Consider the following 24,028-nt stretch of genomic DNA (forward strand, 5'->3'; position numbering starts at 1 on the left):
GGCCTCTTGTCTCTTACTGTAAAACGCTGATAAATAGGGCATATGGCGTTTTATTCAACCGTGTAAGTAAAGCAGGAGAAGAGTCATATATAAAGGAAACGGGAGGAAACCCTTGTTTTTGTAAAAAAATGAGCATATTGATAGGTTTGTAGAAACGATCCCTATTTGTTACACTTAATTAGTTGAAACGTAATTGTAACATTTGACTTTAAATGGAAATGTTTTTATAACATTAGGGAGAATATAATGAAAAATTTAATAAATATGATCATGATTGCCATGCTGTCATCCGTTATAGCAGGATGTTCAAATGAAATAAATGCATCTTTAAATACAGAAGAAATAAAATTTGAAAAAGAAGATAAAGTGGAAGCTGAACAGAATACATCAGCTGTACAAGAGGTCGGGAAAGAGAAAAAAGATACTGTTTGGCTTGAAGGCAAGTCACTATTCCAGGTGGACGCAACAGATGGAAAAATGAAATATACAGTTTATCTATATGCTGAAGATGAAAGAAGAACCATTCTGGAAGAGGACAGTGCGAAAGGGAAGAAAGGCGATTCTTATTTTACAGGACATTACTCAGTTTACCTGGCTGAGAAAGGGTCGAAAGAGGCTTATAGACAGGAAGCTTTGAATAACAGTGCTGAATTGTCATTTAACCCTTCGAAGGAGCAGGTTTACACTCAGAAAATGAGGAATAAAACCATCATTTCGATTTTTCAGTCCAAGGGGGAAAATGCGGTTAAGGGCCAGCTGCTGGCGATTAAAGATGGAGAAGTGCTTAAAATCAATACAGAAAAAGAAGTGGTCACTTCCTCCAAAGCGAAAATAAAAAATATTAATCAGAAGTATCTTCAAACTGCCCAAAATAAGAATGATAGATGGGTTATTTCAACATGGCTATTTAATGAAGAAACCCTTTCGATGAGCCTGCATGACCGAATAGAGCTGAACAAAGAAGATCATTCTGATATCGACTGGATGAATCTGTGGTTAAAAGAGGAAGCCCTATACTATCCTTTTAAAAACCTGGCACTCAGCGTGGATGCCATTGAAAAAGCCAAACAGGGAATTCCGCTCGGAAGCCCTTATCCAATTGGCACAAACATATCTGAAATTAAGAAGTCAGATCCAAATTATATTAAGGAAGGGTTTGAAAATGGAAGCCCTTTTGTCATGTACCCTGAAATCAGCTATTATTTTGAACGGGAAACCGGAAATGTAACCGCAATTTCTATTCCTGGACAGCGGGTGAGAACTTTCATTGACGAGATTACTGCTATGTTTGGCACTCCTCTTGAAGTAAGGGAAGAGGTGCTGTCAGGTAAAACCATTTCCACCTACCTGGCAGATAAATATTCCATCGAATTCATTTCCGATTTTGAAGGAAATGTTAGTGAAATAGTATTGATGAAAACAAAAAACCATGCGGCACAATGACCGCATGATTTTTTTGTAAAATAAGAAAGTATTATACTTTGAACTTCAAGAACCGTCTAGCGCAAGCAGCCTACCCCCTCAGGGTCACAAGCTTGTCTAGCTCCGGCTCCTAGGGACTCGGGGTCATAAGCCATTTCCTTTCAGAAGGAATAATGCCTTCTTACAGGAACCGTCTTATGCCTGTCGTCCCTGGGCAGTCGCCTCCACATTTCGGGCAAGCCACCCAAAAGGCAAAGGACGCCTTTCCGGGAGGCTCGTCTTGTGCTTGAGGCCCACAGGATGTGGGTCATGCAGACGTTGCCACAGGACGTGGCGTACTTAGTCTGCGTTCCGGGCAATGCGGTTCAGCTTTAAAATGCCCAATCACCTTTCCTGAACACGGGTTCAGCGTTGCCGTCTTCAGTAATTCCATCGATATCCATTTCAGCGGAGCCGATCATGAAGTCAACATGTGTTAAGCTTTCGTTCAAGCCGTTTTCAGCCAGTTCTTCACTAGACATTTTCTTGCCGCCTTCAATGCAGAATGCATACGCACTGCCGATCGCAAGGTGGTTTGAAGCATTTTCATCAAATAAAGTATTATAGAAAAGCAGGTTGGACTGTGAAATTGGCGAGTTGAAAGGAACCAGAGCCACTTCACCAAGATAGTGGGAGCCTTCATCTGTCTCAACAAGCTGCTTAAGAATCTCTTCGCCTTCTTCGGCCTTCACATCGATAATACGGCCGTTTTCAAATGTCAGGCTGAATTTGTCGATGATATTTCCGCCATAGCTTAAAGGTTTTGTGCTGGAAACCGTGCCGTTAACACCTGTCTTGTAAGGTACCGTAAATACTTCTTCAGTTGGCATGTTAGCCATGAATTCGTGTCCCTGTTCATTTATGCTGCCTGCCCCCACCCATAAGTGGCCTTTTGGAAGCTCGATTGTCAGGTCTGTACCTGGAGCTTTATAATGAAGCTTCTGATATCGCTTGCTGTTCAAATAATCCACTTTTTCATGAAGTGTTTCATCATGCTTTTTCCAGGCTTCAACCGGGTTATCCAAATCAGCGCGAGTTGCTTTGAATATAGCTTCCCAAAGCATATCCACACGTGATTCTTCCGGTGCGTCAGGGAATACCATGTTTGCCCAGGCTTTAGATGGAGCTGCAATGACTGTCCAGCTTACTTTATCGGACTGGATGAATTTGCGGTATTTTGCCAGCGCCTGTCCTGCAGCTTTCTGGAAGCTTGAGATTCGTTCTGATTTCACGCCTTTCAGCAAATCAGGGCTTGCCGAAACGATTGACATGAATGCCGCACCCTTTTCAGCTAAATCTTCGACTTCCTTCGCACGCCATTCAGGGTATTCGGAGAAAGACTCATCCGGTGCCAAGTCGTACTTTGTGCGAGTGACCGCATCATCGCTCCAGTTCACAACTACGTTATGAGCTCCTGCTTCATAGGCCTTTTTAACAATTGTACGAACCAGTTCAGCTGCATCAAGCGTTGTGTTAATTACAAGCGTCTGTCCCTTTTGTACGTTTACACCAACTTTTACGGCAAGCTCTGCGTATTTCTCTAAATTCGTTTGAAAATGACTCATTATGTATTCTCCTTTGTCAGAATCTTCATTTTCATTGTAGCTGTTCTGTTCGCAAAAAGAAACCTATTGAATTGAAATTCGTGCTCGAGAACCTTGGGTCTCCATCTATGGACGGAGACATAATTAAAAAGGAACCTTATACAGATTCCTTTTTGGCATGGGATGCATTATTTCTTTCAGGCAAAGCAAACATCAGCCAATACAAAAACGCACTTCCAACAGCCAGCAGCGCCAGTATGAAGAACGTCCAGTCATATCCGATCCAGACTGTAAGCGGAATGGAGATAGGTGCAATGGTTTTCCCGATTGTAAATCGAAGGGAGGCAGCTGCAAAGTACTGACCCCGCATATGATCTGGAGCAATTTTTGATACATAGCTCTGCTGAAGGCCGGCTGTCATTAATTCACCCATAGTGAAAACGGCCATAGCCAGAATTAATCCCCATATCCATTGCGTTTGCCCTAACATGATGATGGCTGCTGCATAAGTAAGAGATGATAAAATAAAGACATTTCTTTCTTTGTACTTTAACATCATTTTCGTTACGGCTACGGTAAATAAGGCTACGAGGAAGCCGTTCTCAGACAGCAGAATGCCAAAAGCCTGTTCTCCCTGAACAGAAAAGTACCAGTCATTCCATTTAAAAAGCGCCTGATTATGAACAGCTTCATTTGTATAGACAGGTAATAATAGATCAAGCTGCATAAAAGTCTGTGCAGCCAGAACACCTGCTATGATAAAAAGGAGAAAGGTTTTGTCCCTGAAGATAATGCCATAATCTTTCGTTTGCTTTAATAAAACTGCATGCCATTTACTATTTCCGCTTTCTGCAAGTATTTGTATTGGCAATGTTTCCCTTGTCCACCGGGAAAGGATGAAAGATAATAGGATACAGATAATGCCGGCGGCCATAAGAAGCTGAAAACGGTAATGGACATAGAAAATGGCTCCTAAAATGGGACCCACCACAACAGCAATATTAATTGAAGTGTAAAAAATAGCAAATACCTGGCTTCTGTCCTTTTCCTCGACCACATCTGCAACCATTGCCTGGCTTGCCGGCCAATAAAATGAACCGAATATTCCCACAAAAGCAAAGCAGATAAAGCCAAGCACCGGAGAATCCAGCCAGGGTGAACTGGCAAATCCAAAAATGATGAATGAAAGTCCCTGTCCAAATGCAGAGAGAACCATCATTTTCTTGCGGCCAAAGCGGTCAGCTGTATAACCGCCCATTAAGTTGGCAAGTACGGAGAATACCTGAGAAAAAATGAGCAATAAACCAGCCTTGTCTTTTCCGAATTCATCCGCGAAATAAATCGTTAAAAACGGGAAGAACATCCAGAATGTAATATTCATAAGCGCTTCCCCAAATAACCTTACTTTTAAATTCTTATCCCAATCTTTTATTTTCATGCTGTTTCCCCAACTTCAATCTCAGAATAACGCTATCATACTACCAAAATTGAAAAAAACACAAGAAGACTTTTTCCAAAAAAGCCAAGCCTTGATTAGGCTTGGCTTCAGACTGTCGACAAACTCGATGAAAATCGTGCTTGTCTGCAGTCTTTTTTATTTTAAAATAGAAGTAATACAATGCTTGAGGTGATTTAAATGCTTTCAAAACATAATCCAATTCAACGGGATCAAATTGAAATGGTTGCTTTAGACGAACTTGTACCGGCGGACCATTTGGTCCGCAAAATTGAAGCGGCGATTAATTTCTCATTCATCTATGACTTGGTAAAAGATAAGTATTCAGAAAAAGGCCGCCCAAGTATTGACCCTGTAATATTAATTAAACTCACATTTATTCAATATACCTTCGGTATTCGCTCCATGCGTCAAACAATTGAAGAATTGAAAACGAATATGGCTTATCGATGGTTTTTAGGATATGGCTTTCACGATAAAGTTCCTCACTTCTCAACTTTCGGTAAAAATTATGAGCGCCGATTTAAAGACACCGATCTCTTTGAACAAATATTTTACCGAATCTTAAAAACCGCAGCTGAAAAGAATTTAATTAGTGCTGAACACGTTTTTGTAGATTCTACTCATGTAAAAGCGAGTGCAAATAAACGCAAATTTGAAAAGAAAGTTGTTCGAAAAGAAACCCGTGCTTATCAAGAACGCCTTCAAGAGGAGATTAACCAAGACCGCGAGGATCATGGAAAAAAGCCGTTTCCACCAGATAAGTTTGATAAAGAAGAATACAAAGAAATCAAGGAAAGTACAACAGATCCAGAGAGTGGCTACTATGTAAAAGATGAGCGTACAAAACAGTTCGCTTATTCTTTCCATGCGGCCGCAGACCGCAACGGCTTCGTGTTAGGCGCAATTGTAACCCCTGGTAACACGCATGATAGTCATATTTTAGAGCCATTGGTAGAACAAGTCATTGAGAAAGTTAGTAAACCAAAAGCTGTTGCGGCAGACGCAGCCTATAAAACACCTGCTATCACGAGCTACTTATTGAAAAACGACATCACACCTGCTTTACCTTACACACGACCTCGCACAAAAGAGGGTTTCTTCAGAAAACATGAGTATGTTTATGATGAGCATTTTGACTGTTACATTTGCCCAACTGGTGAGATATTAAAATATACTACAACTACAAAGGAAGGGTATCGTCAATATAAATCAGATCCTCGAATTTGTGCTGGATGCCCTTTCTTGTCTCAATGCACACAGAGTCAAGCACATCAAAAACTGATTCAACGTCATGTGTGGGAGGAACATGTGGAAGAAGCAGATCATCTTCGCCACCATCAAGACGTCAAACCGATCTATGAAAAACGCAAAGAAACAATTGAACGAGTATTCGCAGATGCAAAAGAAAAGCATGGCATGCGTTGGACAACCCTCAGGGGACTTAAAAAAATGTCGATGCAGGCGATGCTTACTTTCGCTGCCATGAATTTGAAGAAAATGGCCAACTGGACTTGGCAAGGTCCAGAAATGGCCTAAATGATAACCTCGGAGAGGTCTGCAATTCTCTGTAATTACTTGAAGTCCTACAAAAAATGACAAAAAGAGTTCGGAATGAGACTATTCCGAACTCTTTTTGTCTACAAACTGAAGCCAAGCCTTGATTAGGCTTGGCTTTTCTTAATCAATATACAAAAAACATCAAGACCGTAGTAACTATGCCAACCCATATGGCCAGTAATGCACAGTAGCCCATTATATGACGAATATGAAGGCCAACCACACTCAGTATAGGAAGGGCCCAGAAAGGCTGGATCAGATTCGTCCAGGCATCACCCCAGCCTACAGCCATAGCCGTAATGGCAGGATCCACACCAAGCTGGAGACCGGCAGGCACTTGAAGCGGCCCCTGCAATGCCCACTGCCCGCCGCCTGAAGGAGCAAGAATATTGACGAGACCGGCGGACCAATAGGTGAATATATCAAAGGTGTCTTTACTTGCTATGGATGCCATCCCATTAATTATAGACTCTGCTAACCCGGAGCTGCCGAGAACGGCGATAATCCCGGCGTAAAATGGAAATTGCAGAATGATAGGAGAAATGGCAGAACCCGCTTCTTTAAAAGCATTGGCGTATTGTACGAGCGATTTATGAAGGATGAGGCCTAACGATAAAAAGGCAATATTGATAATATTCAAGTCAAGGTCACGCCCGTTTACAAACTCAAATATGACATAGATTACCCCGATTAATCCGGTAATGATGCCGAGAAAGGGTGTTCTTTCAAGCTTTCCGGCGGGAGTTTTTAAAACTTCCTTCTGTTCAGCGTCCTGCTTGGGTGCCTTAGGGGGAACGTATGAGATAATGCCTTTTTTGGGTGCCATCAGCACAATGAAAATTGGCATAGTCATTACAAGAGCAATTAAAATCGCAATTGTTCCAGGATGGAAAATGGTCTCCGAAGTGGGGATGACGCCAGCCGCTTCCTCGAGAAAATGGCCCTTGGTCGCAACAGTCAAACCAATTGAGCTTGATAAACCAGCCGTATAAAGAGCAGTTGGTGCATAGGCTGCAGCCACCAATAGGGGGAAGTGTGCGTTCTGATTTCTTTTCCCAACTTCACGGGCAATAATGGCGCCAACGACAACAGCAAGGCCCCAGTTAATATAATAAGCAGCAGATGAAACGAGAAAAGTCAGCACGTAGGCCTGGTTGGCAGTCTTCGCTTTTGAGGACAGCTTTTCAAGTATACGCTGTACAGAAGGAACTGAAGCAAGCGCCATGCCTGTCATTAGGAGGAGCACCATTTGCATGGTAAAAGCAAGATACACCCAGAAGCCGTCACCGAAGGATTTAAATAGCTCAACAGGTTCGGAAGGCTTCATGAAAAACCCTGCAATAAACACAAACAGAGTCATTAATACCGCAATGACAAAGGCGTCTGGGAGATACCTTTCCACAAGCTTGGAGAAACGGTCTGCCACTCTGGTTAACATCTCTTCACTCTCCTTTCAGTATTAGTACATGCTATGGAGAGGACAAGCTGTGTATGCCTGTTCATAAAGAAAGAGCCCTGGCATCAGCCAGGGCTATATATTAATCCTTATCTTCCATGGCAGCCTTAAGCAAATCGCCAAGGCTTGTTCCAAAGGAATCTTCCTTCTGGGTGTATTTCTGAACAAGTTTTCGCTCTTCCCGTTTGTTGACGGCTTTCTTTTTGTCCTGTGCTTTTTCCACCACATTGCATGGCCGGCACTGGAAGTAGGCTCCTGCTTTGCCCTGGTGGATTTCCATTTTTTTGCGGCACTGAGGGCAGCGGCGGTTTGAAAGCTTTGGATCTTTGCGCTTTCGGAAATTACAATCAAGATTGGAACAGACAAGTATTTTTCCGTCCTTGGTATTTCTTTCTTTTAGGAAGGAATCGCATTCTGGACATTTTGAGCCCGTGAGATTATGGGCACGGTAAGATTTATCGCTCTTTTTAATTTCTGAAACCAATGTCCGTGTCTGCTTGCGGATATTCTGCAAAAACTCTTTGGGATCTGCTTTTCCGCGTGCGATTTTCTCCAATTCCTGTTCCCATTTAGCAGTCAGTTCCGGTGATTTCAGATCTTCATTCACCAGGTCCATCAGCTGTTTGCCCTTTTTAGTCGGAAACAGACGTCCATTTTGCCTTTCGATCGCTTCCGTATCAAGGAGCCGTTCAATGATTTCCGCTCTAGTCGCAGGTGTTCCCAAGCTGTATTTTTCCATCTGGGTCAATATGTCAGCTTCGGAATAGCGAAGAGGAGGTTCAGTAAGCTTGGCGGACAATTCAGCCGTTTGTACCGTAAAGCTCTGTCCTTTTGAGATGTTCCTAAGGCTCTGTTTTCCTGTTTCTTCATCACTGCTGCGTTCAACCTTGCGATAACCCAGGTCGATAACTGCTGTTTCCCTGGCAGTGAATGTCTCACTGTTAACTTCTATCGAAGCATGGATGGTTTCATACTTATAAGGGTTATGGAAAATGGCCAGAAATCTCCGCAGTATCAATTCGTACAGATAGAAAATGAGAGATTAAAAAAGGAAGTAGCTATTCTAAAACAAGCAATGACTATTTTGGCTACTAAGTAATGCTGTATTAAATAAAGGAAACTCTTACTTATGGTATATTTAACATTACAGATGTAAATAAAGGAGTTTTTAATATGGTAAAAAGTTTAGTAATTGCCGAGAAGCCTTCAGTAGCACGTGACATAGCAAATGTGCTGAAGTGTTCAAAAAAAGGGAATGGTTTTTTAGAAGGTGATAAATATATTGTTACTTGGGCACTTGGACATCTTGTAACATTAGCAGATCCAGAAACATATGATTCTAAATATAAAACATGGAATTTAGAAGATTTACCGATGTTACCTGAAAAGATGAAATTAGTCGTAATGAAGCAAACAGGTAAACAGTTTAATACAGTGAAATCGCAATTAAGTCGTAGTGATGTAAACGAAATAATTGTAGCTACGGATGCAGGGAGAGAAGGCGAATTAGTTGCACGTTGGATTATTGAAAAAGCAAACGTGAAAAAGCCTATTAAACGCCTATGGATTTCATCGGTAACGGATAAGGCTATTAAAGAAGGCTTCGCGAATTTAAAGCCAGGTAAAGACTACGAAAACCTTTATCATGCGGCAGTCGCTCGTTCTGAAGCAGACTGGTATATTGGTTTGAATGCTACACGTGCTTTAACTACACGTTTTAATGCGCAATTAAACTGTGGTCGTGTACAAACGCCAGTCGTTGCCATGGTTGCAGTTCGTGAAGATGAAATTAAAAACTTTAAGCCTCAAACATACTATGGTATTGAAGCAAAAACAAAAGATAATTTAAAACTTACTTGGCAAGATGCAAAGGGCAATAGCCGTAGCTTTGATAAAGGAAAAATCGATAGCATTATAAAAAAATTAGGTAATAACAATGCAAAAGTTACTGAAGTGGAACGCAAGCCTAAAAAATTATTTGCACCTGGCCTTTATGATTTAACAGAATTACAACGTGATGCGAATAAAATTTTTGGTTACTCTGCAAAAGATACTTTGAATATTATGCAGAAGCTATATGAGCAACATAAAGTATTAACGTATCCTCGTACTGATTCACGCTATATATCAAGTGATATCGTAGCAACGTTACCAGAACGTCTAAAAGCGTGTGGTATTGGCGAATACCGCCCGTTTGCTAACAAAGTATTATCTAAGCCTATAAAAGCAACAAAAGCGTTTGTAGATGATTCTAAGGTATCTGATCACCATGCAATTATCCCAACGGAAGAATACGTAAACTTCGCAAACTTTAATGATAAGGAACGTAAAATTTATGATTTAGTCGTAAAACGTTTCCTAGCAGTTTTATTCCCTGCTCATGAATATGAGCAACTAACGTTACGTGCAAAAATTGGTGATGAAAACTTTGTTGCAAAAGGTAAAACAATTACAGTGCCAGGTTGGAAAGAAGTATATGAAAATCGCTTTGATGACGAAGAATCAAATGACGATTTAAAGGAACAGGTTTTCCCACTAATCGAAAATGGTTCAACGTTAGAAGTTCGTTTAATTGCTCAAACCTCAGGCCAAACAAAGCCTCCAGCTCGCTTTAACGAAGCAACATTACTATCTACAATGGAAAACCCAACAAAGTATTTAGAAACTACCGATAAACAGTTAGCTGATACTTTAAAATCAACTGGTGGATTAGGTACTGTAGCAACTCGTGCGGATATTATCGATAAGCTTTTCAATTCATTTATGATTGAGCAACGTGGCGGTAAAGAAATCTATATTACTTCAAAAGGTCGTCAACTTTTAGATCTAGTGCCTGAAGAATTACGCTCACCTGCAACTACTGCTGAATGGGAACAAAAGCTAGAATTAATTGCAAAAGGGAAATTAAAAAAAGAAGTATTTATCAATGAAATGAAGCAGCATACACAAAAAATTGTTGCTGAAATCAAATCAAGCGATAAGAAATATAAGCACGATAATATTTCAACAAAATCATGTCCTGATTGCAGTAAGCCAATGCTTGAAGTGAATGGTAAGAAAGGTAAAATGCTTGTCTGCCAAGATCGTGAATGTGGCCATAAGAAAATTGTGGCACGTGTAACAAATGCTCGTTGTCCTCAATGTAAGAAAAAGCTGGAGCTTAGAGGCGAAGGCGATGGTCAAATTTTCGTATGTAAATGTGGTCACCGTGAAAAGCTATCTGCATTTGAAGCTCGTCGTAAAAAAGAAGGCAGCGGTAAAGTAGATAAGCGAAGTGTACAGAAGTATATGAAGCAGCAGGAGAAAGAGGTACCTTTAAATAATCCTTTTGCTGATTTATTAAAAGGTTTTAAATCTGAATAAAGTTAAAACTAAAGCAGCTATACATTTATAAGCTGCTTTAGTTTTCTAATTATAATATAGAAAAAAATTCTGACCAATTATCAACGACATCATCTTTGCTATTAATTTTATATTTAATCTTAAATGTGATTGTATAATTACCCGTAATCCACAATTTATGCAGATTTATTAATTCATTTAAAAAAGATTTTTTCTTTTCAAGAGGTAATCCTTTACAGTAAGCAATAATATAGTTTTCTATATCACTAGCTAAGGAGTATATTTTACTATCAAGTAATTGATTTGGCTTTCTAAATAATTGAATTATATTTGAGAGAATTTGTTTTTTATATTCCTCATCAATAGAAGAAACAATATGCTTATATATAGTGCCTACGCCATCATAGAACCAGGGAGTATTTTCTCTAGTACAAATTAAATGATATATAGAGTTGTAGAGCATTTTTGCATTTTTTCGAGATATAAGTGGATCTATACATTTAATATCATCTAATAGTTCATTAAAGTTGACGTACTTATCCTTCTCAAAATGATTTTCTTTAATTAAATCTAAAATTTGTGGAATCTCTATCACACTTTTTAATTTGATATTCGGTTCCTTTTTATTGAAAAAACGTTCCTCAATTCTATACGCATCTCTAGACACCTTAGGTAGTTTAAATAAAAATGAATATTGTTTTTTCATTTTCTCAATGTAAGCTATATTATCTTCTCTATTTTTGCTTGCTATTATGGCATCTCTAACATCTGAAAGATAAATACAATTTAAGTTGTAAAAGCTTTGATTTCTAAAAGATTCATTACAGGGGAATACTCTTTTAGCTGCCTTTATAAGAAAATTGCATTCATCATCTGTGAATATATGACTTTCCATATTAGAGATAATTCCATCAAAAATTGTTCTCATCCATTCAGGGTCGTACATATGCTCTAGATTAAAAAATCTATTAAAATCATTGGGACCACTGTTTATAGCAGCTTTAGAAACAGCGTTTTTTAAATAAATTGAAGCTCTATTATCGCCTAATTCAGAAGCTATATTGTTGATATTTAATAATTCAATCCCTGTTGTTTTCCAAATAGCTGGGTGATTATCTGATACAATCTCGAACCATTCGAGTAAATTGAATAACGAATATTCTTTCCTGCCAATATACCCAAGAAATTTAGATGATAAAATATTTTCAGCAGCTAATATCCTAGATGAATCAATCACACCTTTAGATAAATCTAAGAATAAATTAGCTAATCTTTGTAATTCTGAAAACTCTTCTCCCCACACTTTCCCTTCATGATCCATCCAATATGAATATAACTTACTTAAAACTTCATTCTCTCCGAATTCTTGAAGAATAGGCCAGATAGATTCTAGATATAAAATGTTATTAGGATTTTCTAAATGTTCCTTTAATACTTCAATTAATTTATTTTCAAATTCCCTTGGTAATAAATCTGTAATTTCTTTAAATTGATTTAATAACCAACTTGATGCTGATAAAATATTAAAATGACTAAGAGTAATGGTGATGTTATTGGGATTAAGAATGCTTACTAAATGTTTTACAAATTCATTAGTATATTGGACTTCTTGTGAATTAATCATTTTATAAAGTTTCCCAAGATAGTAAGCAGCTTGTACGTAATTTGAGTAAATCTCTAATTGAATATGCGACCTTGAAAGATTAATATTTCTAAAATCTTCAATAATTACTTCGTATTCTTCATTTTCATACGATTTTGCTATTGTTAGTAACAGAATTGGTTTAAAAGAACGGTCAAAATATCTTTCTTCCTTAAAAACTTCTAATTTTGTTTTTACGATGATAGATTTTACAAATTGAACTTCTTCAACCATATTACATTTTAAAGCCCAGAAATATATTTCTAATAATGTGTATAAATCATATTCTTTATAATTTTTTTTAGTAATTAGCTCGAGTAATACATCTTCTGTATAATGACCAAGAGCTCTAACAAGAAATTTTTCATAATCCTTTTTATACATAATAGATATACTATCTATTTTATTTATAATATCATCATGTTTAGTTTCTGAAAGATAAGATAAAAACCCCCTTGAATAAAGTGCTACAATAATTTTTTCATCTTCGTCAGATAAATCTTTGATTTGTATATCTCTATTAAAACAAGCATTAATATATCCAAATCTCCAAAGCATTTCTTTAATGTCTTCATTCAATCTTTCTCCTACTATTAATGGTATGTTAAGTAGTTTAACTAATTCTAATGGACCCAAAGCTCCAAACCACTTATTAATTAAATTATTACCCCTACTTTTTTCATTATTTTTAATTAAGTAAAGTATATCGTTTAGTATTTCTAAGATTTCATATATACTTAAATTTTCAACAGGAGAATAGTATTTTTCGCTATCTTTTAATTTTATATATTCTACAGAAGGCACATAATTAATATCTGCCCACTGATTACTCTGTAAAAATTGATTTAGTGTACTAATAGAGATACTTAGTTTAAATAAATTTTCAATATTGAAATTTTCATTTATATATTCTAAGCAAAATAATATCTGCTCTTCAATTTCTTCTAATGGTCTACGATATTTTATAGCATCTTTAATATATTCTGGATTCATTAATCCAAAAAATTCGTTTTGTCGTTGTGCCTTAGTTAGCAAATTGAATATATGTCCGTGTTTTAAAGGAATATCTCTGCACCTTTCTAATAAAAAATCTGCTAAATAAGAAGATACTTCCTTTAATATATATGGATCTTGTTCTAAAATTTTTTGAAGGTATGTTCTAAAATCATTATGGAAAACCGTATACACACCTTCATGCTCTATTATTAAAGGGAAAAGCTTATCAAGTACATTTTTCCAATTTAAAGCTCCTAGGCCTAGGTTAGGAAAAATAATTTCTAAATCTTTAAAGTGTATTCCTTTATTGATAAGACTAAACAATCCAGCTAATATCTTCTCAAGATGCTCGAATGTATCTCCCCATTCTGAAATAGCACTTTTCCAAATATATTCATAATATAAATTTAAACCTTGCGAGATATTTTGTGTTTGTAATACACTTTCAAACTCACTTAGATTCGAATACTTTTGAGATTCATGGATTAAAAAGATAGATAATAATATGTTTCCCTTTGTATTGTGGTGAATAAAATTAGCCAGTGAGGACCTTTCAGTATCATTTAAAACTATCTTGAAGTTCTCACATAGACTCTCTACATCTTTTACTGTAACAGGGGGCATTTCTATTTTTACTACACTAGAATCATTTATCCAAGTAGGATAATTATTATAACTTTTTATAGGTTGCCCAATAATTACAAAGCAAACTTTATCTGAAAGTAATTCGGGGGGCAAAAGGGTATTTAAAAAACTTGAATCTTGTCCGGACCTAGCTGCATGATCAATTCCATCTATAAGAATAATTGTTTTCTTCCCACTTAGTTCACTCATAATCTCTGATAAACGAATAACTTCTGTACGCAAATGATCAATAGAATCAATAAACTCAATTGACATAGGGACATTATATTTAGAAAGTCGTCCTTTTAATCTATCTTTTAATTGTAAAAGTAAATCCCCCCATAAAATCTTTGGATTACTTCCTCCTTTATCAGCTGAAAGGTAATCAGATTGTATGTTAAGAGGTTTAAACGTATAGTATTTTAAAGAGATAATTGAATTTACTTTATTAACTAAAAAACTAGCTACATTTGTTTTCCCCGAGCCAGCTTCTCCTGATAAAAATATTACTTTTTTATCAGTATTTAAAATTTCTCTCTCGAAATCCTCACAAAATTTAACTCTGGATTCTATAAACGGTTCTGTAGTAGGTAAACTTACAATTCCTTTAAAATCATAAGACTCAATGGATAATGCTTCATATAAATCTTCTAGTGAAATTTCCTCTTTATTTCTATGAGTAGTTGTCCAAGTAAATAGTGCAACTACTAATTTATCAAATAGAGCTTCTGAAATACGTACACTACTTTGTAAAGTAGCTTCAATTTTATTTATGGCAATTTTTTTTAACTCTAATAAATCTGGTTGAGAAGCTTGAATTTCTAATACCTTTAAAAACTCCAATTTTTGTTTGTCATTTTCTAATATATCTAATTCTTTCAGAAACCTTTCCCAAGCTTTTTTCCATTCTTTTGGGAACACAATATCATTAATTCTTTTAACAGTATGTACTTGTTCACTTAATTTTTTTAAAAAGCTAGCTAATCCGGGTCTATAAAGGCCATTTCTATTATTAGGAGTATCATTAATAATCCTATTAGTATAAAGAATAACTTTTTTTACATGTACATCTTGAATTAACTTCATCCAATCCTTAGCGAATTTCGAAATATAAGATTGATTGTTCTTTCTAGAGATAATATCTGAAAAACTTAACTGATCTCCTTCTCGTGTATGCTTAACTTGAATACATTCAACACAATCATCATGATATTTTATTACTACATCATCTAGCCCTTGTAAATCAGGGGCTTGTAACGTAATGGATTTAATATTGTTTTCTGGATTAAGCATATTTATCGCTTGATCTAAGCCTACTGTCCATTCATACCAATATGGATTTGCTATTCCTGATGTTGGATTTTGTATTCCAGTCATTAGACACCATTCCTAATTAATGTTTTAGTTATTTTTTCCAGTTTACTTTTAAACATGCTAGAATTGAAAGTGAATATTATATAAAAAGCAGGGGGCTAATTTATGGAGTATAAAGGTCATAAATTGAAAAAGGGAAAATTTATAACACCTTTTAATGAAATATTAACCCAAATTGGAAAGGAAGAACAATGGTATCTAGGAAGACTACCCGAGTACATTTGGATGGCTTTAATTTACAAGTCTAATTCTCGCAAAAAATCTTTTCAATTAATTGAATCTATTTTATACGAATTGAATAAATACTTACCTCCAGGAGATAATCACCCTAAGATTTCAAACATTTTAAAACTCTCAGAGGAAAAACAGAAAAAATTTTATGAATACTTATTAACTAAAGTCGATAAAAATATTTTATCTCCACTCACAATTATTGTTAGTTATTCAGTGAGTAGAACATTCGCAAAATATTTTTCAAGCAATAAAGATACCCTTGAAGAAAAAACAAGCAAATTAGAAGAAACTCTCAAAGAATTTTCAAGTCAACATTCTAATCAAACTACAGACCTAAGATATTTAATTTTTTTCTACATGCATTTAAAAAATAGAATTATTATGCCTGCACAACATCTTGAACTAATTGAACAGTATCCATTATTGGAACATGATAACCCTTTAATGGCGATGATTAGACCTACTATAAGAACTTTAGAAATGGTGTCACCTTCTTTTGAAAAAAATATAGATATAACGTATCTTGAATTATTTTGGGAAAGGATGAGCGAATTGTCTGAATGTGAGCTTTTTCAAATTAAGTTTGATGTAGAAGATTTAACAGATAAAAAGGAATCCTTAGAGAAAACATACAAAGAATTAAAGTATTTCACAGATTTATTCCATACAACATCTCCATTGAATAATAAAATGTTAGTTTTATTGGGGATAGCAACCTTTTCATATAAACGATTTTTGGAATTAGTGGAATTTAATCTTTATAACACTATCACCGGTCGAAGTATCACTAGATCTTTAATCGAAAACTATATTATGATGAAATATTTACTTCTTAGAGAAGAAGATAAGGAGAATATTTGGGAAGAATATCAATATTACGGGTTGGGCCAGTTTAAACTGATAACCGAAAGATATGAAGATAGTGGCAATATCTACCCTAACAGTCATGTAGATTATAAATATATAGGATTGTTAGTGGAAGAATATAAAAGCAAGAATTTTATCGATATGGATTTGAATTATTTTGGAAGCCATAATATTAAAAAGAAAGCAGAGATGGTAAATGAATCTGATTTGTATAAACATCTATATGATTACGATTCAATTTATGAACACGGTTTGTGGGGAGCTATTAGAGAAAGCAGCTTATTAAAATGTGATACTGCTAGTCATCAATTCCATTGTGTTCCAGACATTGAGAATCAACAGAATTTAAAAAGTGTATGGCATGATTCTAAAATGCTTATGCAAAAAACATTAGAGCTTTTAAAAGAATTATATGGGTATCCTTACCACTTGGAGGAAATCCAAAATGGTAAAAACTAAATTCTTGGAAGAATTAATTGAAATCCAAAATGAGTACATTCAACTTTTAGAATTAGGATTAAAAGATTGGGAGGAAGAATATTTTATTGAGTTTGTAGAAGAATTAAATTTATTTTGGAAAAGAAATGAAAATGTATTAAACTCAATTTATGAATATGAATTTCCTGAATTAGAGACTGTTTTCCTTACAGCTGTCACTAAAATAGATCTTGAATATTTACAACATTATTCTATGAAAATCAGTGGTACAATCTGTATAATAGATGACCCTTTAATAAGCTATTTAAACCTTTTAGACAAAGATCTCCCTCCAAAGATGCGAGAGAAATTCTCAGAAGTAATTCAAAAAAATATACGGGAGTCTATAGAATTATTTAAAATCTGCTCACACGATTTTTTTATCTTACCTATACGTACTTTAATTCCAATTAGAATTGTTACTGAAGCTGCAAATCAATTTTTTGTTTCTTTATTCGAAGGTATTATTAGTATTGAAGATTACTTTAAAAAAATAAACACTTTTGAGGATATAGAAAGGTATTTGAAGGAGCCAGTTAAAGATTGGATATTATTTGGTTGGGATGACGAGGTAGGAAATAATTCTTTAAAAGAAAGGATCACAAATTTTATAAATACGGAATTTATGGGTAACAAAGAAGCGCCCATAAGTGAAATATTTTTCTTTTCACAAATAGGTTATTTATCACAAGGAATGAATATCTTATTCACTATGTCTACAACTAATTTTATACCTTATATCCGTGGTAATTTGCCTTTTAAATATCTAACCGTATTATATACATCTCTGAAATATAATTTAAATTTAGATTTAGATAAGCAAATTATTAGAGCTACTATTAGCTACTTATTTGAAAGAATTTTTGATTATGAAAAGTTAGTGAATGTGTCCTATAACGAATTCTTAACTAAAATAGATGGACTCAATTTATATGGATACGTTATTCAAAATTTACAGCTTGAAAATAAAGAGTTACATGATATCAACTTACGGGACGTTAATTTAGCTGTGAATGAATTTTATGAAAACAAATTTTCACCTCTGTTTTAAATGTAGGAGCTTATCAAATATGAAATATATTTGATAGGCTTTTAATTATGTACAAATTCAGCAAAAGTATTATGTGCAATCCAAAAACCCAAGATATTCTTGTAATTAAAGCTTTTAATATAATATAGGATTTATGTACATTTTATTTTTATAGAGATACATCACAATCAGTAGCAATGATAATTTCCTTAATATCCTTCCGCTTTGCCAGGTTCTCAATCGCTTTATACTGGTGGCTGGTCTGCTTCATCACCTTCAGGCCCATTTGATCAGGAATAATCGGCAGATCCTCCAGATTCCAGTTTTTGTATTTGGTGTCATAATGCTCAGGCATCTTTAACTCGATTAGATGGCCAAGAGCCCATGTCACGATATATTTATCGCCTTCCATATAGCTTTTATGAGATTGCCGGCATCCCAGAACCCGTGCAATTTCACGGGCAACACTGGGCTTTTCAGCAAGAACAAGTGATTTCATAAGAACTCCTTTCAAATTACATTCAGCCATTTCTGTACAAACTAAGTATAGCTGAAATTAATCAATATTTGTAATGGGATAAACTTTGATGGGCAGTAAAGTGAATAACTGCCTAAGTTGTATTGCTTTTCATCAGCCACAATTCATTCTACAATGAACTTACCAGTTTGTTTACAAATAGAAAGAGACAAGGTGAAATGAATGAATGCAAAAAATCGGCTTCTTTATGATTACATTCAGGAGAATTCAATCAATATCACAGATATGTGGCTGTCTTTAAGGGATAAACAGAAAGGTTCCATTTATTCTGCAGATGCAGACTCTGCTTATGAGAAGCTCCTGAGAGAACAAAATACATTTACCAACCGCACCGTTTCAGCAGCTCTGATTGATGAGGACACTTTTAACGAGAATATGGAAGAATGGGCCATTACAGTAGCGGAGAGCAGAGTGGATTCTAATACGCCCATTTTTCAAGTGCTTGAAGCTTTAAGCAATGTGCGGGAAACCTATTGGCATTTTGTTGAAAAGTTCATTAACGAAAACAAGTCTGAAGTCACAGCAGATGATGTATTGAAATGGAGCACAATTATTAACAAGGCTTTTGATAAGCTCATTAATAAATTTTCAGAGAAGTATTATCAATTAACGACCAACAGGCTTGTTGCCCAGCAAAGTCTGATCAATGAACTTGGAACTCCTGTTATTCCGATAAAAGACCATACAGCTGTACTCCCTCTTATCGGAAATATAGACACCGAACGTGCACGAATCCTGCTGGAGGAAATTCCGAAAAAATGTGCAAAAGAAGATGTAGAACATCTATTCATTGATTTATCAGGTGTGGCCATCATCGACACGATGGTTGCCCATCAAATATTCTCTTTAACGACAGCTTTAAAGCTGCTGGGGGTAAAATCCACCATCTCCGGCATCAGCCCTGAAGTTGCCCAGACTTCCATTCAGCTTGGCCTGGACTTCACAGGCATTAATACTTACGGTACATTAAAGCAAGCACTGAAAAGACAAGACATTGAATGAAATCAAGCTGGCAGAAATGCCGGCTTTTTATATAGCTATAATAAAAACGCTTTACTGTGTTACCATTCTAACAATCTAACTTGTTAAAAAATGGTAAAAATTAATTGACATCCTCTCATATGGCACATAGAATTAATTATATTCAGAAAATATATCAAAATTAGGCTGTGATAAAGATGAGACATCTAAAAACTGATACTGCAAATAATCTTTTTAAAAAGGCTGTATTTCAAACCTGTGTTTGAGATACAGCCTTTTCTTTATCTCGCTAATGTACCGAGGAGGAAATGAAATGGAAAAATTGACAGATTCGATGATGACTTTAACTCGCGGGGAGGAGAACAAAGTGGTTACTTTAAATGGAAATACCCTTACTTTGTCTGAAGCCAAAAGAGTGCTTTTTGAAGGAGTAAAGGCTGCAGCATCGGAGGAAAGCATGCTGCGTGTAAAAAACAGCCGTGAAGCTGTTAAGAGAATTGTAAGTGAAGAAAAGGTCATTTACGGCATTAACACTGGCTTTGGCAAATTCAGCGATGTAAGAATTGATCAGGGAGATGTAGAGGATCTTCAGCTGAATTTAATCCGCTCGCATGCCTGCGGTGTAGGGGAACCATTTCCGGAGGCTGTTTCGAGAGCTATGCTCCTATTAAGAGCCAATGCTTTATTGAAAGGATTTTCAGGAGTCCGTCCTGTCGTGATAGAAACTCTTTTAGCGCTTGTGAATAAACAAATCCATCCTGTCATCCCGCAGCAGGGATCTCTTGGAGCGAGCGGCGATTTGGCTCCTCTTTCCCATTTGGCATTAGTGTTAATGGGAGAAGGGGAAGTGTTTTTCAAGGGGGTAAGAAAGCCTGCTCTTGAAGTGCTTGTTCAGGAGGGAATCGAGCCTTTAACATTACAGGCGAAGGAAGGGCTTGCCCTGATTAACGGCACTCAAGCGATGACGGCAATGGGAGTGATTGGCTATCTGGAAGCGGAAAAAATCGCTTATCAAAGTGAATTGATCGCTGCAGTTACAATGGAGGGCTTAAACGGAATTATTGATGCGTTTGATGAGAATATCCATCAGGCAAGAGGCTATCAGCAGCAGGTCGATACAGCAAGAAGAGTGAGGGAATATCTCTCAGGCAGCAGCCTGATCACAAGACAGGGAGAAATCCGGGTCCAGGACGCGTACTCCATCCGCTGCATCCCGCAGGTGCATGGAGCATCTTGGCAGGCGCTTGATTATGTGAAAGAAAAGCTTGAAATTGAAATGAATGCAGCCACAGATAACCCGCTGATTTTTGAAAACGGGGAAAGCGTTATATCCGGCGGAAACTTTCATGGGCAGCCAATCGCACTTGCAATGGACTTCATGAAAATCGCGGTTGCGGAATTGGCCAATATTTCAGAGCGCCGGATTGAAAGGCTTGTTAACCCGCAGCTGAGTGATTTGCCGCCATTTTTAAGCCCGGAACCTGGACTGCAGTCTGGTGCGATGATTCTCCAATATGTTGCAGCTTCACTTGTATCGGAGAATAAGACACTTGCCCATCCCGCAAGTGTGGATTCCATCCCCTCATCCGGGAATCAGGAAGACCATGTGAGCATGGGAACCATCGGATCAAGACATGCATATCAGATTATCCAGAATGTTAATAAAGTGCTTGCAATTGAACTGATTTGCGCACTCCAGGCAGCAGAATACCGCGGTTCAGATAAAATGGCTGATAAAACAAAACGTTTTTATGAAGAAGCAAGAAAAGTGGTGCCTTCCATCACAAAAGACCGCGTATTCTCAAAGGATATTGAAGCATGCGCGTCCTGGCTGAAAGAAGTGGAAGTAGACGCAATATAAGCAGCAGGGGTCTGAATGTTATTCAGGCCCCCGGCTTTTTAATCTTTGGCTCTTTCCTCAAGTTGCTTTGCTTCATCTTCTTCAAAGCGGTTCTTAAAAGCTTCCTGTGTCACAATAAATTCTTCGTCTTCCTGTGCTTCAGTTGTGTGGCGCTCGACCATTGTGTGTTCAGGAAATTCCCCAGGGTGATGTTTTCTTTTATGATTAAAATGGACTCCGCGTGACATAGTCTGGCTCCTTTCATTCTTGAATTCATATTCTTTCACTATTTTTCCCTTGGACACCTGGACTATGTACGGCTGATTCACTCAATATTTTCCGTTCAATTTTGTCTTTGGCCGCATAAGTATATATAGCAGAGACGAAAGAGGAAGGGAGGGGGATAGCCATGAACGATTCGAATGCCTCCGTATTTTGTGCGGGCCGGGGAGATCGAGCTCCTGTTTTTACTGCAGATGCTGTCATTGATCATCAAATAAAAAAAGTCAATTTGGAGAATTATATCGGAAAATGGGTTCTGCTGTTTTTTTATCCGAGTGATTTCACATTTGTCTGACCGACAGAATTGGCGGCGGTCGCCGCTGTGAATCCATATTTAAAAGCTTTAAACTGTGAAGTAATGTCCATCAGCACGGACAGTGTATACGCCCATAAAGTATTTAAGGAAACATCTCCCTCTTTGAAAAATGTAAATTATCCAATGGTAAGTGATCGAACCCATCAAATAAGCAGAGCTTACAGGGTTTTGGACGAGAATTCAGGAGCGGCCATCAGGGCATCCGTTTTTATCGACCCTAATGGCATTATTGCGGCGAAGATCATTTACCCTGGAGAAGTTGGAAGAAATCTGCATGAACATGTCAGAATCATGCAGGGAATTCAATATGCTCAGCAGACAGGAAAAGGTGTGCCGGCCAATTGGCAGCCTGGCCAGACCGGGATAAACATGGATCCGAACTTAATAGGCAAAATCTGAAGGGAGGAGGCGCAAGCTTTCTCTTGATTTTTCTGCAGGTCCTCCATATACATAATTGCTTTAATAAGCAGCGCTGAAAATATATAATAATAAGTAACAAATGAAGTGAAGGGGGAACTAGAGATTGGACTTCTTTTCTATACTGTCTGAAGATCGGATCAAAAAAGCGTACAAGGATGGCGAGTTTGATAATTTGCCAGGCTATGGGAAACCGCTTCCGTTCGATGACCTGTCTTCCGTCCCTGAAAATTTGCGCATGGCCTACCGCATCATGAAGAATGCCGGATTCACTGATGAAGAAAACCAAATGAAGAAGGAAATGCTAACGATCGAAGACCTGATTAAACAATGTGAGGATCAGGAAGAAAAAAAGGCATTGCAGAAGAAGCTTAACGAAAAGATGATCCGCTTTAACAGCATGATGTCGAAAAGAAGACAAAACACCAATTCATCCCTTTTCAAAAACTACGAAGAGAAAATTAACAATAAATTATTCTAATGGATCAGATGATTGGAATTGAGGAGAATACATGAACAAAGATGAATATATAACGGTCCTTGAAAAAAGAGTGGAAGAATATGAGGCAGCCATAGCGGATATGACTGCACCGATTATACCATCGATCATTCCCCAGACGATACTGGTGCCTATTACAGGCCTGCTCATGGCAGAACGATTTGAAAAAATTACGGCTAAAATCCTGAATCATATTAAAGAGCATGACACTGAATTCGCCATCATAGATTTTACAGACATTACGGTCGACCGCATAGAGCAGATGTGCCTTTCCGAACTTGGACAGCAAATCCGCAACCTGACTGATTCCATTAACCTCATGGGGGTTAAGCCTTACTTTGTAGGAATGACCCCGCAGCTGATAAAGGAAATCGTCCTTTCCGGAATAGAGCTAAATGCTGAAACACATGCAACCTTCCAGGCGGCCTTAAAGCATTTAATGAAAATAAACAGCCTCGTCTTTCAAAAAATATAAATTCTCAAAAACTCCTCTCCTGAATAGGACAGGGGTTTTTTTCATTGAACAGGCACATTTTCTTTCCCTTTGGGGATTTGTCCATGCGAAAACCTCCGGTGGCACATATTCTATAGTATCCATGAGAAAGGAGGTAGAAATATGTCGAGAGATTGGAGAAGAAGATTTGAGATTAATGCAGATGAAGTAGAAATCAGAGCCGAAAGAGTTATTGTAAAAGAAGATGATGATCGCCGCCGTGATGATGTACGTGGAGCGGAAGACCGCCGCAGGAAGCACCGTCGGGATGGTGTAGGTGGAGCAGAAGACCGCCGCAGGAAGCACCACCGTGATGACGATGTATTTGGTATCGAAGACAATCGCAGAAACCATTGCGGCTGTGGAAGAGACAGTGTGGGCGGAGCAGAAGACGACCGCAGAAAACATCGCCGTGATGACGTACGCGGTGCTGGTGACTTATGGTACAACAGAGACTTAGCCGGATCTGGAAGAGGATGCAGACGCCGCCGAGATGATGATGACCGCAGAAGAAGAGGTTTCTGCGGATGCCGCTGGATCTAAAAACAATGAAAACGAAGGCAGGGGAAGCACCTCTGCCTTTTATATATGAAAAATTC

General features: G+C 37.3%; 16 protein-coding genes and 2 pseudogenes. 11 read left to right on the top strand and 7 right to left on the bottom strand.

Translation table 11 applies throughout. The annotated features are described in order from the left end of the window. Positions 1-246: 246 nt before the first annotated feature. Complete coding sequence (locus A361_RS05480) at positions 247-1,443, top strand: hypothetical protein (RefSeq protein WP_019380278.1); 1,197 nt, start codon at positions 247-249, stop codon at positions 1,441-1,443. Between the two features lie 350 nt (positions 1,444-1,793). Here A361_RS05480 and A361_RS05485 read toward each other — a convergent pair whose 3' ends face one another. Together A361_RS05485 and A361_RS05490 are read right to left on the bottom strand one after the other, a co-directional pair. Further along, a complete protein-coding gene (locus A361_RS05485; protein WP_019380276.1) occupies positions 1,794-3,026 on the bottom strand; it encodes an aminopeptidase in 1,233 nt (410 codons plus the stop codon). A 136-nt stretch (positions 3,027-3,162) separates the two neighbouring features. After that, positions 3,163-4,443 (bottom strand): MDR family MFS transporter, encoded by a 1,281-nt coding sequence (locus A361_RS05490; protein ID WP_019380275.1) that lies wholly within the window; start codon positions 4,441-4,443, stop codon positions 3,163-3,165. A 198-nt stretch (positions 4,444-4,641) separates the two neighbouring features. Between A361_RS05490 and A361_RS05495 the strand changes: the two genes are divergently transcribed. After that, positions 4,642-6,000, top strand: a complete 1,359-nt coding sequence (locus A361_RS05495) for an IS1182 family transposase (RefSeq protein ID WP_009336809.1) — start codon at positions 4,642-4,644, stop codon at positions 5,998-6,000. A gap of 145 nt (positions 6,001-6,145) precedes the next feature. On the opposite strand, the gene A361_RS05500 is transcribed toward A361_RS05495, so the two are convergent. Both A361_RS05500 and A361_RS05505 read right to left on the bottom strand, forming a co-directional pair. Next, positions 6,146-7,459 (bottom strand): short-chain fatty acid transporter, encoded by a 1,314-nt coding sequence (locus A361_RS05500; RefSeq protein ID WP_019382437.1) that lies wholly within the window; start codon positions 7,457-7,459, stop codon positions 6,146-6,148. Positions 7,460-7,559: 100 nt separating this feature from the next. After that, positions 7,560-8,504: pseudogene (locus tag A361_RS05505) on the bottom strand (DNA topoisomerase); the annotation flags it as partial. A 146-nt stretch (positions 8,505-8,650) separates the two neighbouring features. On the opposite strand from A361_RS05505, the gene A361_RS05510 reads away from it, so the two are divergent. Further along, positions 8,651-10,840 carry a DNA topoisomerase III gene (locus A361_RS05510; RefSeq protein WP_019382435.1) on the top strand — a complete coding sequence of 730 codons (2,190 nt, stop codon included), beginning with the start codon at positions 8,651-8,653 and terminating at the stop codon, positions 10,838-10,840. A 49-nt stretch (positions 10,841-10,889) separates the two neighbouring features. Here the strand turns inward: A361_RS05510 and A361_RS05515 are convergent, their stop codons facing one another. Next, positions 10,890-15,458, bottom strand: coding sequence for an ATP-binding protein (locus tag A361_RS05515; protein ID WP_019382434.1), 4,569 nt, complete (start codon positions 15,456-15,458; stop codon positions 10,890-10,892). Between the two features lie 102 nt (positions 15,459-15,560). Here A361_RS05515 and A361_RS05520 point away from each other — a divergent pair, with 102 nt between their 5' ends. Next, complete coding sequence (locus tag A361_RS05520; RefSeq protein ID WP_019382433.1) at positions 15,561-17,015, top strand: DUF5677 domain-containing protein; 1,455 nt, start codon at positions 15,561-15,563, stop codon at positions 17,013-17,015. Next, positions 17,002-18,084, top strand: a complete 1,083-nt coding sequence (locus A361_RS05525) for a hypothetical protein (protein WP_019382432.1) — start codon at positions 17,002-17,004, stop codon at positions 18,082-18,084. The genes A361_RS05520 and A361_RS05525 overlap by 14 nt, the downstream gene beginning before the upstream one ends. A gap of 166 nt (positions 18,085-18,250) precedes the next feature. On the opposite strand, the pseudogene A361_RS05530 reads toward A361_RS05525, so the two are convergent. Beyond that, positions 18,251-18,562, bottom strand: a pseudogene (locus tag A361_RS05530) (toprim domain-containing protein); the annotation flags it as partial. Positions 18,563-18,763: 201 nt separating this feature from the next. Here A361_RS05530 and A361_RS05535 point away from each other — a divergent pair. Together A361_RS05535 and hutH are read left to right on the top strand one after the other, a co-directional pair. Continuing rightward, a complete protein-coding gene (locus tag A361_RS05535) occupies positions 18,764-19,603 on the top strand; it encodes an STAS domain-containing protein (protein ID WP_019382430.1) in 840 nt (279 codons plus the stop codon). A 346-nt stretch (positions 19,604-19,949) separates the two neighbouring features. Then, complete coding sequence (hutH, locus tag A361_RS05540; RefSeq protein WP_026041753.1) at positions 19,950-21,443, top strand: histidine ammonia-lyase; 1,494 nt, start codon at positions 19,950-19,952, stop codon at positions 21,441-21,443. A 38-nt stretch (positions 21,444-21,481) separates the two neighbouring features. On the opposite strand, the gene A361_RS05545 is transcribed toward hutH, so the two are convergent. Beyond that, the gene (locus tag A361_RS05545) at positions 21,482-21,709 is read right to left on the bottom strand and encodes a hypothetical protein (protein ID WP_335582809.1); all 228 of its coding nucleotides are present in this window, start codon (positions 21,707-21,709) and stop codon (positions 21,482-21,484) included. Positions 21,710-21,831: 122 nt separating this feature from the next. Between A361_RS05545 and A361_RS05555 the strand changes: the two genes are divergently transcribed. The 4 genes from A361_RS05555 to A361_RS05570 all read left to right on the top strand — a co-directional run bounded on the left by A361_RS05555 (position 21,832) and on the right by A361_RS05570 (position 23,972). Further along, complete coding sequence (locus A361_RS05555; RefSeq protein ID WP_226280810.1) at positions 21,832-22,419, top strand: peroxiredoxin; 588 nt, start codon at positions 21,832-21,834, stop codon at positions 22,417-22,419. Between the two features lie 124 nt (positions 22,420-22,543). Then, positions 22,544-22,918: a DnaJ family domain-containing protein gene (locus tag A361_RS05560; protein ID WP_019382427.1), complete on the top strand. Its 375-nt coding sequence runs from the start codon at positions 22,544-22,546 to the stop codon at positions 22,916-22,918. A 31-nt stretch (positions 22,919-22,949) separates the two neighbouring features. After that, complete coding sequence (locus A361_RS05565) at positions 22,950-23,411, top strand: STAS domain-containing protein (RefSeq protein WP_019382426.1); 462 nt, start codon at positions 22,950-22,952, stop codon at positions 23,409-23,411. Between the two features lie 141 nt (positions 23,412-23,552). After that, positions 23,553-23,972 carry a hypothetical protein gene (locus tag A361_RS05570; protein WP_019382425.1) on the top strand — a complete coding sequence of 140 codons (420 nt, stop codon included), beginning with the start codon at positions 23,553-23,555 and terminating at the stop codon, positions 23,970-23,972. The last annotated feature ends 56 nt before the right edge of the window (positions 23,973-24,028 follow it).

Source organism: Cytobacillus oceanisediminis 2691, assembly GCF_000294775.2.
GTDB classification, from domain to species: Bacteria; Bacillota; Bacilli; order Bacillales; family Cytobacillaceae; genus Cytobacillus; species Cytobacillus pseudoceanisediminis.